The sequence below is a fragment of the Paenibacillus amylolyticus genome (assembly GCF_051136285.1).
Taxonomy (GTDB): Bacteria; Bacillota; Bacilli; order Paenibacillales; family Paenibacillaceae; genus Paenibacillus; species Paenibacillus amylolyticus_F.
Genome location: NZ_CP194938.1, coordinates 1,688,621 through 1,704,234, shown reverse-complemented (window position 1 = coordinate 1,704,234; position 15,614 = coordinate 1,688,621). Strand labels below are relative to the sequence as shown.

At 39.8% G+C, this 15,614-nt stretch carries 15 protein-coding genes; 12 read left to right on the top strand and 3 right to left on the bottom strand.

Annotated elements, in window-relative coordinates:
* Window positions 1-28: 28 nt before the first annotated feature.
* Window positions 29-436 (top strand): hypothetical protein, encoded by a 408-nt coding sequence (locus ACR8BL_RS07535; protein WP_434752028.1) that lies wholly within the window; start codon window positions 29-31, stop codon window positions 434-436.
* 99 nt (window positions 437-535) lie between these two features.
* Window positions 536-1,315, top strand: coding sequence for a delta-lactam-biosynthetic de-N-acetylase (gene pdaA, locus ACR8BL_RS07530; RefSeq protein ID WP_434752027.1), 780 nt, complete (start codon window positions 536-538; stop codon window positions 1,313-1,315).
* A gap of 176 nt (window positions 1,316-1,491) precedes the next feature.
* Here the strand turns inward: pdaA and ACR8BL_RS07525 are convergent, their stop codons facing one another.
* A complete protein-coding gene (locus tag ACR8BL_RS07525; protein WP_434752026.1) occupies window positions 1,492-2,340 on the bottom strand; it encodes a DegV family protein in 849 nt (282 codons plus the stop codon).
* A 111-nt stretch (window positions 2,341-2,451) separates the two neighbouring features.
* Entirely contained in the window at window positions 2,452-2,925 is a 474-nt protein-coding gene (locus ACR8BL_RS07520) for a hypothetical protein (RefSeq protein WP_434752025.1), read from the bottom strand.
* A 173-nt stretch (window positions 2,926-3,098) separates the two neighbouring features.
* Here ACR8BL_RS07520 and ACR8BL_RS07515 point away from each other — a divergent pair, with 173 nt between their 5' ends.
* Window positions 3,099-3,485: a DUF423 domain-containing protein gene (locus tag ACR8BL_RS07515; protein WP_434752024.1), complete on the top strand. Its 387-nt coding sequence runs from the start codon at window positions 3,099-3,101 to the stop codon at window positions 3,483-3,485.
* Between the two features lie 125 nt (window positions 3,486-3,610).
* On the opposite strand, the gene ACR8BL_RS07510 is transcribed toward ACR8BL_RS07515, so the two are convergent.
* On the bottom strand, window positions 3,611-4,207 hold the full coding sequence (locus ACR8BL_RS07510) for a hypothetical protein (RefSeq protein ID WP_434752023.1): 597 nt from the start codon (window positions 4,205-4,207) through the stop codon (window positions 3,611-3,613).
* Window positions 4,208-4,450: 243 nt separating this feature from the next.
* Between ACR8BL_RS07510 and ACR8BL_RS07505 the strand changes: the two genes are divergently transcribed.
* The 9 genes from ACR8BL_RS07505 to ACR8BL_RS07465 all read left to right on the top strand — a co-directional run bounded on the left by ACR8BL_RS07505 (window position 4,451) and on the right by ACR8BL_RS07465 (window position 15,487).
* Window positions 4,451-5,524: an RNA dependent RNA polymerase gene (locus ACR8BL_RS07505; RefSeq protein WP_434752022.1), complete on the top strand. Its 1,074-nt coding sequence runs from the start codon at window positions 4,451-4,453 to the stop codon at window positions 5,522-5,524.
* A 199-nt stretch (window positions 5,525-5,723) separates the two neighbouring features.
* On the top strand, window positions 5,724-6,266 hold the full coding sequence (locus ACR8BL_RS07500) for a hypothetical protein (RefSeq protein WP_434752021.1): 543 nt from the start codon (window positions 5,724-5,726) through the stop codon (window positions 6,264-6,266).
* A 79-nt stretch (window positions 6,267-6,345) separates the two neighbouring features.
* Window positions 6,346-6,966: a hypothetical protein gene (locus ACR8BL_RS07495; RefSeq protein WP_434752020.1), complete on the top strand. Its 621-nt coding sequence runs from the start codon at window positions 6,346-6,348 to the stop codon at window positions 6,964-6,966.
* 31 nt (window positions 6,967-6,997) lie between these two features.
* Complete coding sequence (locus ACR8BL_RS07490) at window positions 6,998-7,570, top strand: hypothetical protein (RefSeq protein WP_434752019.1); 573 nt, start codon at window positions 6,998-7,000, stop codon at window positions 7,568-7,570.
* A gap of 4 nt (window positions 7,571-7,574) precedes the next feature.
* Complete coding sequence (locus ACR8BL_RS07485; RefSeq protein WP_434752018.1) at window positions 7,575-8,291, top strand: hypothetical protein; 717 nt, start codon at window positions 7,575-7,577, stop codon at window positions 8,289-8,291.
* Entirely contained in the window at window positions 8,291-10,546 is a 2,256-nt protein-coding gene (locus ACR8BL_RS07480) for a discoidin domain-containing protein (RefSeq protein WP_434752017.1), read from the top strand. The genes ACR8BL_RS07485 and ACR8BL_RS07480 overlap by 1 nt, the downstream gene beginning before the upstream one ends.
* Window positions 10,547-10,602: 56 nt before the next feature.
* Window positions 10,603-11,796 carry a discoidin domain-containing protein gene (locus ACR8BL_RS07475; RefSeq protein ID WP_434752016.1) on the top strand — a complete coding sequence of 398 codons (1,194 nt, stop codon included), beginning with the start codon at window positions 10,603-10,605 and terminating at the stop codon, window positions 11,794-11,796.
* A 54-nt stretch (window positions 11,797-11,850) separates the two neighbouring features.
* Window positions 11,851-13,203, top strand: coding sequence for a LamG-like jellyroll fold domain-containing protein (locus ACR8BL_RS07470; RefSeq protein WP_434752015.1), 1,353 nt, complete (start codon window positions 11,851-11,853; stop codon window positions 13,201-13,203).
* Between the two features lie 61 nt (window positions 13,204-13,264).
* Window positions 13,265-15,487: a LamG domain-containing protein gene (locus ACR8BL_RS07465; RefSeq protein ID WP_434752014.1), complete on the top strand. Its 2,223-nt coding sequence runs from the start codon at window positions 13,265-13,267 to the stop codon at window positions 15,485-15,487.
* Window positions 15,488-15,614: the final 127 nt, after the last annotated feature.

The window sequence follows — 15,614 nt, the reverse complement described above, 5'->3', positions numbered from 1 at the left end:
TATACATAGAGAGCAGGAGGACAATATCATGAGTGACAACATTCAAAATATTCAAGTAGGATTCAAATGCCCTGATTGCGGGCAAGAAGTGAGCACCCATTTTATGCAACAACAAGTCAATATGGTTCGTTGCGAGGGATGCAATCGGGCATATACACTCATGAAACCGACGATTGGAGATGAAATTTTGCTGGATTGGGAGCAGGAAGCACTATATCACAAGCTGCGTGCTGAACGCTCGGAAGAGGACAACCATCATATGTCCGCATTAATCATCAAAGTGATTGAACTCCTAACCTGGCGGGATCAAGGAGATGGTCAGACACGTGCAATTCAGACGGTAAAAGAATGGCTGGCTACCAGTGGTAAACCTCAGACTTTACTTGAGCTTTTTCATCAACCCACTCCGTCCACACGTGATAATAAACGGGTATAATACTAATGATTACATAATATAGGCGCTCCTGCGGCATATTACCTGAAGGTGTTTGTAGAATAGAAACAAACCGAATATTTAGGAACAGGAGCGGATAACATGAAACGAACGGTCCTATATCTGCTGCTTGGCTTGTTAACCATTAGCATGCTGGCATCACAGGCAGAAGCATCTCCGATTAACGGTGCATATCACTTTGGTTTTAAGAAAAGTCAGAACGGACAGCTACCTTCCATTGATCAGGAAGGTTTTAAGTCTATTTTAGAGCATAATCATGCCATTTTTCTGGGAGATACGAAACAAAAAGAATTGTATCTGACTTTTGATAATGGCTACGAGAATGGGTTCACACCTGCAATACTGGATGTGTTGCGCGCGAAGAAGGTGCCTGCCGCTTTCTTTGTTACTGGACATTATCTGAAGGATCAGCCTGATCTTGTCAAACGTATGGCTGCCGAAGGGCACATTGTGGGAAACCATTCCTGGAGTCACCCTGACATGACCCGGATTTCCAACACACAGATTAAAGAGGAACTGGAGAAGGTGAAATCCGAGGTACAACGTCTCACAGGGCAACAGGCTACCTTTTTACGTCCCCCTCGCGGTATTTTCAACAATCGGACACTTGCTGAGAGTTATGCGCAGGGATATGTCAATGTGTTCTGGTCTGTAGCGTATAAGGATTGGGATACCAATGTACAGCGTGGTGCACAATATGCTCATCAGCAAGTGCTGAAGCAGCTTCATCCAGGGGCGGTTATTTTGCTTCATTCTGTGTCTAAGGACAATACAGAGGCACTTGGAGCCATTATTGATGAGGCCCGCAAACAAGGGTATGCATTTAAAAGTCTGGATGATTTAAAAACCAGAACCTACTAAATGACAAGATATTAAGGATGCAGACGAATTTGGATAGGTGAGTGATGAAGGGAATGTTTATCTGATTTGATGAGATGACATCTCTTAATCACCACCAGTAAACTGGCAAGGAATAGGTAAGGGCATGCCTGGCGATTCCGCTGAGCATGCCCTTTTTGAGCTGGTTTTATTCAAACCTAGTGTATGGTGTTATAGATGATACCCGTTGTTTTGGGGCCGCAATGACTGCAGACGACGCAACCCGCAGTTGTTAATTCTACGCGCGCTCCGATCTGTTCTTGCAGCGTCTTTTTCAGGTTCATGGCATCTTCCTCAGCCATGGTATGAACAACAATCATTAAATCCCGATCAATATGTTCCTTGTTGTTAAGCGTATTCTGCAACATTTGTTCCAGTGCCTTTTCGCGTTTGCCGCGTACTTTGTAGGCAGGAGCCATCTTACCATCGGTTACCCGAATGACGGGACGAATTTTAAGGAGGCTGCCGATCAAATTTTGCATGCCGGAGCAGCGTCCACCCTTATACAAGTATTCCAGTGTATCAATAACAAACTCTGTACGCACCGTTGGTTTCATGGTTTCGATCCGTGTTGTAATCTCAGCCAGGCTTTGCCCTTGTTCTGCTGCATGAACAGCTTTCATAACCATCAAGCCAATTCCTGAGGAGAGATTTTTTGAATCCACGACGGAGATGCGTCCCTCCGGAAATTCAGAACTGGCGAGCAGAGCATTCTGATATGTTGAAGAAAGCTCAGAGGATAAGGAGATGTAGAAAATATCATCCCCTTGTTCTATGTAAGGTTGAAATGCGGTCATGAAATCAGCGGGTGAAGGTGCTGCTGTTTTGGGTAGAGAACCATAGCGGCTTACACGTTCGTACAGTTGCTCTGGTTTAATCTCTTCACCGTCCTTTAGTGATTCTTCACCAAACACCACATACAAAGGAATAATTCCGATTTCGTACCGCTGGATCCACTCAGGAGCCAGATCACTGGTGCTGTCCGCAAAAATTTTGATTCGTGACATGTCAATCTCCTTTAGAGTACAAATATTGGTCAGACATAAGTTACGTGTGACGGGGCTAAGTACAGGCCGCCTAAGTTTAATTATAATGAACCTGGACTCTCATGGAAAGCATTACGTCAAGTATATTCCGCCAAGTACAAGCACTACGAATAATAGAATAAAAAATCCATTCAAAATCGTACCTATGATGGCAAAGACCTTCCTGCGATTTTGGAGCACCAATCCAATAATACCGAGAATGATTCCAGCCAGATTAAGGATCAGGCAGACGAGAAAAGCTAATGAACCCAGGACTACTGCTGGATGGGTGGCGAGTTCCTCTCTGCTTATTGATGAGCCAAGGAGTTCAATAGAACTGCTGAGTGCAAGGGTGAGCAACACAAATGTCAAGACATGACCCAGGAGCCCGACCAACCCAACAATGAAACTGGATATTCCTGGGCCTGAATGTTTGAGGTGCTTTTCAGAATTTTTCTCGGAATCTGGGGACGGATAGTCACTATCACTCGTGTTGTAGGGGGTTGAATAATCGGAATGGGATGATGTGTTATTTTCGTTTGAATTTTGAGAATTGTAATGATCCATTAGCACAGGCCGCCTCCTTAAAAAAAATCGTAAGTCAAATAGATATTTCGTTTATTACCCTGTTTCGTGTCCAGCGATTCGGAAGCAGATCTGCATAAGGCATTTCTTTTACTTTAGGGCTTGAATTCGCTACAATAAATGGAGTCCAAAATGAATCAAGGGAGAGAATGGATATGCAGCGAAGATGGATGATGATTGGAGCCATATTAACGATGCTGTCTGTGGCAATTGGTGCATTCGGTGCACATATGCTTAAGGACAAAATTGGTGCAAGTGCAATTGCTACATACGAAACAGGCGTACAGTACCATATGATTCATGCGCTGGCTTTGCTGATTGTTGGATTAACCGCAGGGCAATTGGGAGCGTCAACGAAGCTGAGATGGGCCGCTCGTTTGCTCTTCGCCGGAATCATCATTTTCTCAGGAAGCCTGTACGTACTCAGCATATCGGGTATCAAAATATTGGGAGCTATCACACCCATTGGTGGCGTAGCTTTTATTGCCGGCTGGTTACTACTGGCCATGGATGTTTGGCAACGGAGTAAGAAAGATATGTAACAGTACTTGTTACAAGAAGATAGTTGAAATAAAAGCAACCTGGGTTGGATGTTTGGCATTCCAGTTCAGGTTGCTTTTTGGGTTTGAATTAAGTTCGTGTTAAGTATTAGTTTACATCTAAAGGTTTACAGCAAAAACTCGTCGATTTCGTTAGTTCGGAACGTGTAGACTTGTTTTTCATCCACATGGTAAATGGTTATCACATTGTTATCCCGGTCAAAATTCAGAATACGACAAGGAATGCTTTGGTGTTTGCCATGTTTGTTGTTTACGACAATTCGAGTGAGGCGATTTTCTTTGATTAAGGATTCGATCCAGGCATCGAACGAATTAGAATCTGCAACATGTGAGGTGTCTGCAGAAGGCTTTTTCTTATCGGCCTTAGTAACGGTTTCTTTAGTGACTGATTCTTGATGTGATTCGGACAAAACAGAATGAACTGTTTGGTCTGACTTACTGGAGTTTAACTGCTCAATAGGTACTTGTGGTGACTCCAGATTGGTCTGATCGGAGTCAGGGGAGTTTGTCTCGGCCTGAAGCATAGCTTCAATCATTTTTCCAAGCTCTATTCCGGAGTGAATCCGAAAGTCCGCAATTTGTTCTTCTTTGTTTATGAACTCGATCAGGGACTGCATTGCCAATGCATTTGAGCGGCTCTTAATAAGTATATCGACATTGAATAAATAGCCGACGTCATCTTGATTGGATAAGGTTTGTTTCATTCATCCCAGCCCCGTTAAATAATGTGTAAGCACATATGTACTCCAATATACTATAGCATTAATATGATGGAAATCATAGTACCAAAGGCTTAGAAAAAGGCTAATTGTAAAACTTGGAATTCTCCTTTGCTTTTGCTTATATTCTTCTTTTTTCAGCCTATGAACATCCCTTTTACAGACTTCATTAACCTGAGTCCCAGCTATAATTTAGTAATCAGGTTAGGAAGCAATAGGGGGAATACAATGGACAATTCATATCAGAATCGTTTGAGATACGTATACAAGGTCACCTCTTCACGGATTCAAAAAGCGAATTATCAACTGTCTCTAACCTATCAAGAGGCTTCAATAAACGGAGAATTAGCAGTAATTGGTAACCATCAAGTCTTCCGGTTCATTGATCAGCTTCGTTCACAGAAGAAAATGGAAGAACAGTGGCAGGAGATTCGGCAAGAACTCAAGCGCATCAAAGCGTTGAAGACGACGGTTCAGCATAAACGAACAATTAAAAAGCTGCATGAGAATCAAAATAAACTTAAGTTTGTTGCAGATTATCTACTGGTCATCATCGAAAATAATAAAGATTATGATCGCTTAAACTCATCCAAAGGATTTGAACTGAATGGTAAAAAATACAAGCGCTTGATGGCTACCATCGGTAGTGCCGAGAGTTCAACTGTGATCTACGTGAGTGAGGATATTCACGCGCCACTGGAACGCAGACTGAATAATGGCAGAAATCCAAATATGGAGATGATTCCTGCCCAATTGGAGGCATACAAAGCTCTTGCTTGTAGTACCAGTACTCCAGTATCTCATCCTGAGCTTGTGTTGGTTGTGCCGGACTGTATCACCGAATTTTGTGCCGATATTATTCAAATTGATGATGCCGAGAGCGAATATCCCCAGGTTGAGAAGAAACAAGATCAGTCTATTCAATTGAATAGGAGTGATGGATTCGGTTTGATCTCACCAGCGCTGAGTAACTTATGGGCAAAAGAACTTGGTCATGATTATATCCCTCGTGGTTTTTGTATCCGCAACAGCTTCTGCAAAGGCATGGTGTTCACGTTTGATTATCATGAGTTTGCTGATCGGATCGCGCGTCAATATATGGTCATGGATGCTTGGGGCGAGTCGGTAGATATACGTGAAGTGGATCTGATTATAACGACGTCTATGCTCAAGCTTTGGCAAGCGTACAACGGAATAAACGACTACTTGTTATGTTGTGGTTATCATGGATACACTTTCAGCGTAACCAAAGTAACACCGGAAAAATTAGAGAATGAACCACATCTGAATTATGCCAAATGATTTAACTTTAGCACAAGTAGAAGCCTTGATTAGAGAAGCTATAAAAACGGGTGTATCCAGAGATGATTGGAGTTTGAGCCCCTTTTCTAATTCAAGGGAAAACTCTAAATGTGAAAGGTTATTTTTCTGTAGGGGTAGTCCCTGGAGTCGTTACCATTCAATTCGCTATTAGAACTTAACACAAAGGAGAATGATTAGTATGACACAACCGATTATTTCATGGATGGACGCAACACATAACAAGGAAATAGTAGCTCCGTTTGATTATCAAGTTATTGATGCTGATGATAAAAGTGACATTTTTATTTTCAATGTTTGGAACAACAAAGGGGGTGCTGCGGATGTATCCAAAATGGAGGATTGCACCATTACTACACGAGACCTGGATGGAGGCAATGGGGATACTGAAAAATTCAATATTGAAGCTGTAAGGAACAACTGGTTTCATGTGCAGGTGGACTCCCTTGGAGAAAATGATCTGGATGAAGAGAGCTCGCGTGTAGGTAGAGACTTTTCGAAGCCGATTGGAACGACAGGTAAAACAACACTGGATTATTCGGGTACACCTCATGCCACACCATTGGTGCCAGGAGCAAAAGAAATTTTGGGAGTTAACAATAATGGCAAACCGCAAGATGCCGCAGGTAACTATGTGACACTTTCCATTCAATGTGAAGTTCCTTTGAACGCTCGCAGCGGTAAACAGGAATTCAAGAAACGTATCTCCTATCGTTATGTGTAAGGTTAGTTGATGAAAGAAAGAGACAGGCTATTCGGTCTGTCTCTTTCAATTTTTATACCGTAGTTGAGGAGGCAAAATTGTGATTTTAGGTCAGAAGCAGTATGTTCGTTCACCGGTACCGCAAGCTTATGTATGGATTGCTGATTATTACGATGGAACCTTTTTGAGCGAATATGATCTGCAGACAAAACGTTCAACGAATTTTTATGATATTCAAAAAGATAAGCTCGTATACTTCGGAGTCATTGGGCAAGGTTCGCAGGCGTATTACAACGTTGCCAACGGAGTTTTCCATATAAACATGGATCGTTATTCGATCGCTTATGAATGTGAAGGGCAAGAGTATCCGCTAACGGGAAGAACATTTGTATACAATGATATTATCCAATACAAGAATGGAGCTTCCGAAACAAGCATGAGAGAGTTCACTGGTCGAAATAAATCGGGAGCTTTCAAAAATGCGATTGAGTGTTTTAATTTTGGCTACAAAAAAACAATGGATCTGCACGATGCGATTATCAACTTTCAATGTGTGTGCTCTTTACCAATGAATCAAAGTGCATTCTTTCAAATTAAGATCACTTCGAATATAGATCTGCCCGGTCAATTAATCATTCGTAAAAATGGGTTGATCATAGATCGGGTCGTAGCTTCGTTAAAAGCTAACCATGCGGGAATCATAAACTGGGATCTTCGCTAATGAGATTTCGACAAGATAAGGGTGTGTGGATATGGCGATTCAGGAGATTGATTTGGACATTGATTTGTCCATTGGTACGTTTAACAATACGATTTACCAGGATCAAAAGTTAAGACTTGAAGAACAGGGGAGAGATGCGGATGGAAATGTAATTTATGTATCCTCGGGTTTCTGGGAGTCAGACGCTATTCTAATTCGGGATAAGTTTGCTTCTTTCAATGGAGTATCTGCCCACATTAGTAGCTCGGCTGGTTCAGTATATAAGATCTATTGGAGTACCTCGGATGACGGATTTCAGTGGACTGAATACGAGGATGTGCAGGAGCAAGTTGCTGTTCCCAAAGCTCAGGCAAAATATGCCAAGGTGAGAATTGAGATCACTGCCGAGAAGCAGGAATCGACCTTTTACACAGACAGTTTCATGGAGAAGGGGACGTATAGCAATCCCTACGTAGAGAGTGATTCTGGTGCACTTAGGTTAAGGGCCAAATACTCATTAAAAATGGATCAGACAGCGGTCACTTCATCAGGAGCGTTCTATCAACAAAAGGTTGAGCGTACGAAATTCAAAAAGATAGATCAGATCAGAGTAGGGAAAGGGTGATTCGATGGCAGTTCCAGCAACGACCGGACAGTTGAGAGAACGTGTAGAGGATATGGTGATTGGAGATTATATTGTCTGGAAATACGATAGCACCATTACTGGATATATTTTTGGGGGAAGTACAAGTGCTTATACCGAAATTGCAGTAACAGGACATCCATTAGCTAATATGCCGTCCAAATATTTTTGGTATGCCATTAAGGTGGATAAAGGATTACTTATTTCTGACAGAGTAGTCAGCAATACTGTTTCATGGGATAAATTAAATAGTCTAAAACTTATACAAGGAATAAGTATAACTATAAGTGGGAATTATGGGAAGCTTCGATCTCTTACAGGAGCGATTTCATATACTGATGTAAATGGAAATCCAAGATTAACTAACAATGGTAGCGGATTTTTTCCTGAAAATAGCGAATGGGATAAATATATCATTGGTTTTTTAGACGAAAAAATTCAAGTAGGTAAAACACTGAATGAAGTGTTCCATCACAAAGAAAACGCAGTTACTTGGTGTCAAGATGTACCTATCATTGGGATTAATCATCCAATTCCTGGCGGTGCGCCAAATCCATCTACCAATGTGGCAAGGGTTCATCGTGGCATTATAACATACTCAGGTAGTACAGCAGACTTTAACTTTGCAACATCTAGTTGGGATTTAGTGTGGAACGGTATTACTCAAGGGTTTCGTCCTGTATTTGAATATAAAGAGGTGTAATGATGGCTACAATAGGTCAACAATTAACAGCGCCAGAAAGTGGCTGGAAAAGATATGATGATAGGGATTTTAGAATGAAATTCAATGCACCTACAGCGTTTAGACAGTCGTATACTCAATATGGTACTTACTTGGGAACATTATCATACATTGACAGTAATCATCAAAGTACAACCGACACGATTTCGTTCAAATTTACAGGAAAGAAATTAATTGTAGGTGTTCTATATTTCAATACGAATGAGCATTCAGGTTTTACGATTGAAGTTGATGGAGTGAATTTAGGTAATTATGTAACTGGATTGAAAAGAGCAATCACTTCCAGCACTGTTGGATTTGTAAAAACGGATTTTTCTGAAGGAGAGCATTCTGTTGTTATAAGAAATTTAGATAAAAGTACATCAAATTCAGTAAATAGTACTTTCGCACTTGATTATATTGATATTGATGTTGCAGGAAACCTTAAAGTAGAAGTAGGGGAACCATTAACTTCACCAGATTCAGGTTGGAAACGTATAGACGATACAGACCCAAGATTGGTATATACTCCATCATTCACATATTCAAGCAACTCCAATTGTTACAATGGAGGAGCACATCAAGTAGTGCCAAACGCTAGTGAGCAAACATGTAAGTTTAGATTCTATGGTACGAAGCTTAGATTAATTAGCTTATTCTACGATCCATATCCTTCTTCTGGCGTTTTCATCAAAATTGATGGAAAAGCAGAAGAACCTATTGTGATCAATAAGCCTTTGGCTTATCAAGTTCTTGCATATGAGGTGATAGGTTTAGAGTTGGGATATCATGAAGTTGTTATAGGTCAACATGTAGTAAGCGGATCATCTGGAGGCTTAATTATTGATGCCATTGATATTGATTTTTCTGGACGCCTGTTTCATCCAGATGAAGTAACCAATGTTGCAAATCTTGAGGTTGGCAAGCGTATCAGATGTCATTACCAGTCTTCAATAGCAAATACAATTGGATCATTCAGCGGATTAGGAGAACAAACTTCTGTTTTTCTTCCTCCATCAGGCTCCGCAACTCCAAATGGTGATTTTTACTTCATCATGGTGGAGAATTGGAATGGTCGAAAATTACTGGTAGCTGATCGCAACATTCAGAATGCTATCAGCTGGGATGTTATTAATGCAAATGGTATGGTTGGTGGGTTGTCAGTTTCATTCGCAGGACCTAAAGAGGCAGCAACTTTAATTCGGCTCCTTACAGGTGGTATCAACGCATCAGATAAAGATAATGAATGGGATAAGTACATTGTAAACTCCACTTTGAATGGAAAGGTCAACGCTGGAGATAACCATGTATGGAATTATAATGGTGGTGCTTCTTGGACTTCAACGACCAACGCTGCTGGAACAGGAAACAGAACAGGTCGGGGGGCAAATGGAAACGTAGGGGCAAGCGGATACAATCCATCAGCCTATATAGCGGGGGCAACTGCTACTGGATTCAGACCAGTAATGGAAGTTACTATTCTTCCTGTGTATAGGTCGTTAATTAAGCATGATGAGATTTATAAGAAATATAATAAAACTGTGAAAGTAACTAAAGAAAATGTTATCCCTGCAATGACCTCAAATACTACGCCTAGTGGAGTTGCAAGTGCAAGTAGTGTATATAATACAACTTTTTACGAACCATTTAAATCATTTGATAGAGCAACCAATCAAGGATGGTTATCATCGAATGGACAGAAGACAGGGTGGTTGGCGTATGAATTTCCAGCCACTAAGAATATTACTTTGTACAAGGTCAAATCCACTGGAACACCTGTAAATATAGAGTTTTCAGCTCATCCAAAAAATTGGACATTTGAAGGAAGTAATGATGGTACTAATTGGACAATACTAGATACTCAAAGTAATCATGTTTGGACAACTGCATCCGAGGTAAAGAGTTTTAGTATGGATAATGCCGATGCATACAAAAAATACAGGCTTAACATTTCATTAAATAATGGTCATGCTAATTATGTAGGTTTAGGAGATGTTGAGATGTATGAGCCTATTACTCCTCCGACTCCATCTGCGTGGAGTACAATCTCTACAACATTACCATCAGTAAACACTTTTATTAAAGAAGCAATGAATGATTTATCTGTCCTTGATAGGAAATCAACAGATTTCACTCAGGGAATGAGTGTAGAGGGAGCATTAGGTTCGGGACATTTATTCAAAGCAAGTATTGATTTGAATAAATATTCGAGAATTATGAATTTAATTGTGAAGTGAAGATATCTATGCTTTACTTCATTTATTTGATCATATAAGAAAGGGGTTAGGATCTGATGGCTATAAAGAAAGTAAGACTCATACTACAGAAATCAAGTTATCAATATACCGCTTTCGGTGGAGTGAGGTTTTATAAGAGTGAAAGTGAAATCGTGAGCTCTGGAACACAAATTTCGGCTAACCCAACCAGCGGAGAAACACAGAACTTTTTAACTACCGCGACTGTTGGATACTTATCGAATAATTATTATTACATGCCATTTGCTTTCGATGTAAATAAACTACAACGTGGGACGTACACAGATAATTGTTACTGGCTTACGGATAGCGCTGCTTCTGTTTACACACTGACTGTTGAATTTAAAGTTCCCTTAAGTACATTATATAAAATTGAGTTTGTGGCACGTCCTGATGGTGCATTCACTAATAGGGGAATAGATAAGCCTGTTACAGTTGAACTTGTAGATGAAAATGAGAAAGTTCTAGTCCAAACTATTATCACGCCAACGAGTCAGGTTAATACTGTACAGACACTTTTTGTTCCTGCAATTATTTCAAGCAAGATCTTACTTGTATCTGGTGAAAAGTCTTTTAGGGTAGAAAAGACTTCATACACAGCGAGTTACATTCCTCAGTTGACGAGCAATGTTTCATCTGTTGGGACTGCTAGTGCTTCTCAGGCTAATTCTGGTGGAGAGGTTTACAAAGCATTTGATAGAAGCGACTCTACCTCTTGGTATTCTGGTACAAACACTCCCTGGTGGATTCAATATGCTTTCGTTACTCCCAAAAAAATTAATAGGTATGGGATTAAACAACTATCTTCACAGGAACCCTATTATCCTAAAAGTTGGACTTTTGAAGGCTCTAATGATGGAGTAAGTTGGATTGTGCTAAATGAAGTTAAAAACTTCTCTACATGGAAAGCAGGAGACTACGATTATTTTGATTTTGAAAACGAAACTTCATATGTTATTTATCGTTTGAGTATAACTCTTCCATATCAAAATGCCAGGGGTATGCTAATAAGTGAATTAACAATGCATGAAAAAATCGAACCCTTAATTATACAATTAGATAGGTGTCGAGAAAATGAATTTATTAAGTATGGTATGGAAGATGTAACTAGTGAGATATACTCGAAATTGAAAGACGTAGTTAGCGTCGAACATACGCTAGAATCAGGAAAAACCTTTGAACATACAGTTGATATGTCAAAGCGTAGAGTAGATAAAATTAAACTAGGATAGCTCCAGGACACACCAATTCGGTGTGTTTATTTGGTTGTGAAAGGAGATGCTGATGTGTCAAATTATAATCCTACACATACAACGTATTTAATGAATAGGTATGGAGTTGCATGGTATAAGTTTGATGAAACAGTTGCAACATCTGTAGTGGATAGTAAGGGAACAAGCGTAGCAACAGTAAATGGAACGACGATTATTCCTGGAATTACAGGGAAAGCAAGGTCTTTTAACGGAACAAGTGATTTTATTAAATTTAATGGGAATCCTGTCATACCTATGGGAGCAAAGAGTATTCGTTTAAGAATGCGTTTTCCGACAACACTCCCCTCTAGTAATGCGTACCCATTTATGTCTGTTGAAAGTTATGCTTCTCAGCACGGTCTTGGATGTGGGGTGGAATTCACAACTGGAAGACTATGGTTTAACGCTGGGCAAGCACAAAGCACATTAAGATTTCAAGTTTTTACTCCAAATAATATTTGTGATGGTCAATGGCACGATTATCTATTTACGTGGGATGGAACGACAAATAAAAATGCAGTTAAGTTATATATGGATAATATGAAAACTCCTGTATCCCAAGCAACATCGTTATCTGAAGAGAAGACACCTTATTATACAGGTGGATTGACCATCGGACGGGCGGTATCAGCTTCATTGTATGCAAAATTCGACTTAGATTCTTTCGAAATCTATAATTCTGTAATTGATCCAATTGCTAATAAATTTTTAGTTTCATCAGAAAATACAACATACTCCTTTTACCAAAAGGTTGGCATGCCGCTAATTCCATTGATGGATGGATTTGATAATGAAATTGGCAGTGCTATCGGATCGGCAAGCTATTCAACGGGTTACACATGGAAGGCATTTGATAATGATGAGACTACATATTATGGAACTAACTTCATACCTGATTCATCAAAACCAGTATATATAGGTTATAAATTCAATGAACCTGTGTGTGTGAAAAGATATTCTTTTTTAGCTGGATTGAGAACATTTAAATTTATGGCATCTAATAATGGAACTTCTTGGGACATACTTGATACAAAAACATCATTGATATCAAATACATCTGCAATACAAACCTTCGATGTGCAAAATGAAAAAAATTATAGTTACTATAAATTAAAAGCAACATTGGTGACCAGTGGAAATGCTTGGATTACCATTTATTTCGTTCAATTCTATGGATTAATGCCCCCTATTTTATTAGAAATTCCCTTGAATGAAATTAATTATATTCAAAAGGGAATGGACAAAGGGTTTCAGATTGATATAAATGAAGAATTGAATATTCGAGAATATAACAAACATGACTCAATACAGCTTGAATCAGGTAAAGTCTTCAAACAAAAGATCGACACATCTCAATTACCAATCAAAAGCGTATCAATTACATAAGTTTATGAAATGATTATTTGACAGGTATCATAGAGAGTTAGGAGAGGAGCTGGAGGAATACATGGCTAACACAAGGTACAATATGGATAAGCATGGGGTAGCTTGGTTCAAATTGGATGAGACAATTCCTACGAGTGTCATTGACAGCAGAGGAGCGAACACTACTACTGTTACAGGTACATCAATTGTTTCTGGATTTAAAGGAAATGCTAGATCCTTTGATGGATCAAGTCTTATTCAATTTAATAGTCAAGTTATACCCATAGGAAAAAAGAGCATTAGATTTAAATTGAAACGCAATGGTATTCCATCAGGCAATGAGTTTTTAGTCTCTAATGAGCTTGGAAGTTCGGATAGGCATGGAAACAGGATAGCTATACTTAACACTGGTCAGATTGGTTGGACGAGCTGTAAGGGGACCGCTGGTTCATTTCGATTTGGAGTTTGGTCACCTGATTCAGTATGTGACAATCAATGGCACGATGTCTTATTTACATGGGATGGGACTACATCGGTTAATGCTGTTAAATTATACGTTGATGATATGAAAAATCCAGTAACAAAGACAACGGCTACTGCAACTGAAACTTTGTCTGCAAGTGCCAATCTTGTAATAGGTGCTTCCAGCTTATCAGCGGCAAGATTATTCTATTCTGGTCAAATGGATGAAGTGGAAATATATAATGATGTAATATCTGGAGTGGAGAACAGATTCCTTGTTTATCACGATGGAAACTATAAATATTTAAATAACGAAAAGTGGATAAACATTTCACCGACCATAACAGAGCAAAATTTTGTAAAATATGGCATAGTCGATTTATCTAACATTTCTGAATCTGTATGGTCAAAACTAGAAGGTGAAGTGGATCTATGCTATTACACTGACGAGCAAGAGAGATTGGAAGTATCCTTCAACATCGAAACGGAACCCTTCACCCTCGCGGAAGAGTGGGAAGACAAAGAGATCAAAATCATTGAATATACCGATGACCCAAATCAGACGGAATCAACAATCACAATTGAAACCGAACCATTCACCCTCTACGACGAGTTAGGCGACAGTGTGGACGTGCTTTATTATACCGATGATCCGGCGAAAACATCGGCAGAATTGAATTTTACTGCGAACTACTCCCCATTGGATGAACTTGAGGGAGATTTTGACGTGGTGACATGGACCAATGATGAAGAGGTTATTGCTGGCAATCGAGATATGTCACTAATTTATGATGCGCTACCGTTCGAGCAGATTATTGTACAGCCAACCGATCTGGTATTATACGGGGATCTCAAAAAGCTGGTGGCTACTAAAATCGTTGACAGTCACACCGAGGGGACATTAAGATTCGCTGCTTCGTTTGATTCTGGGCTGACGTGGAAAACGTATCGCTTCGATAGGTGGGTCAGTCTGGACATTCAGAACACGACATTGTTCAAAAGAAAAGGAATGAATGTTGAAACGCTAAACACGATTCCTGAACAAGATCTGGAAGGACTTACTCGGGTTGCGTATTATCTGGATAACAGTGAGCATTATGAGAACAGCTATGCTTTGAATCAGATGAAGATGGTTGTGGATGCTCCCCGTCATACGGTGGAAATTCAGCAGATGGCGTTACAAATACTGAATACAATCGCGACGATAAACCTGAATTTCTCCGGGAATAAACTTCAAGGTGTACTGGAAGATGCGGACAAGGGCAAAGTGAGATATCGTGTGCTTTTGAACGGCCAATCGTATTATCCAGCAGATGGACAGTTTACACGTTTACTGCCTTCGCCGTTTAATATTGAGATTAACATCAATGAACGGAAGTTCCTCTTTGGCAAGGAAAATTCATTAAGAGTTGAATTCCAGGATTATTGGGGTGCGGTAGATTCCAGGGAGTTTAGTTTTATTGGAACTTATTCAGGACTAATGTTTATGGACGAATCAGGAGATTACTTATCGGATACGTTTGGAGGCATTTTGAAGCAGCTTGATTATGAAGTGATTATTGCTGGTCAAACAACATTAACCAAAAAAGTTAAACTGATCAATCAACTTGGATACGCTGTAGATCATGTTTATCTCGAAATGGACAAGAGATTCCAAACGAGTGGAGTTGAAGTTCAATTATCCCGACAGGCGGATCCATTTCTGCCGATGGATTACTTGACTTATGGGCTCATCAAGCCGGAAGAAAGCATTGATTTTTATATTCGGATTGCAACTGATATTCATGCCAAGCCTGATCCGAATGGCATTTTTGAGATGATTGTCAAGGCCGATCGAGTGTAGCTCTCAATACAATGAGACAGGAAGTGAGTGGAATTAACAACGGGGAGACGTCATTAAACAGCTATATACACCTTAAAAGTCCGGATAATCGTTTCCGAGCGAAATACGTTTTATACAATCAGATAGA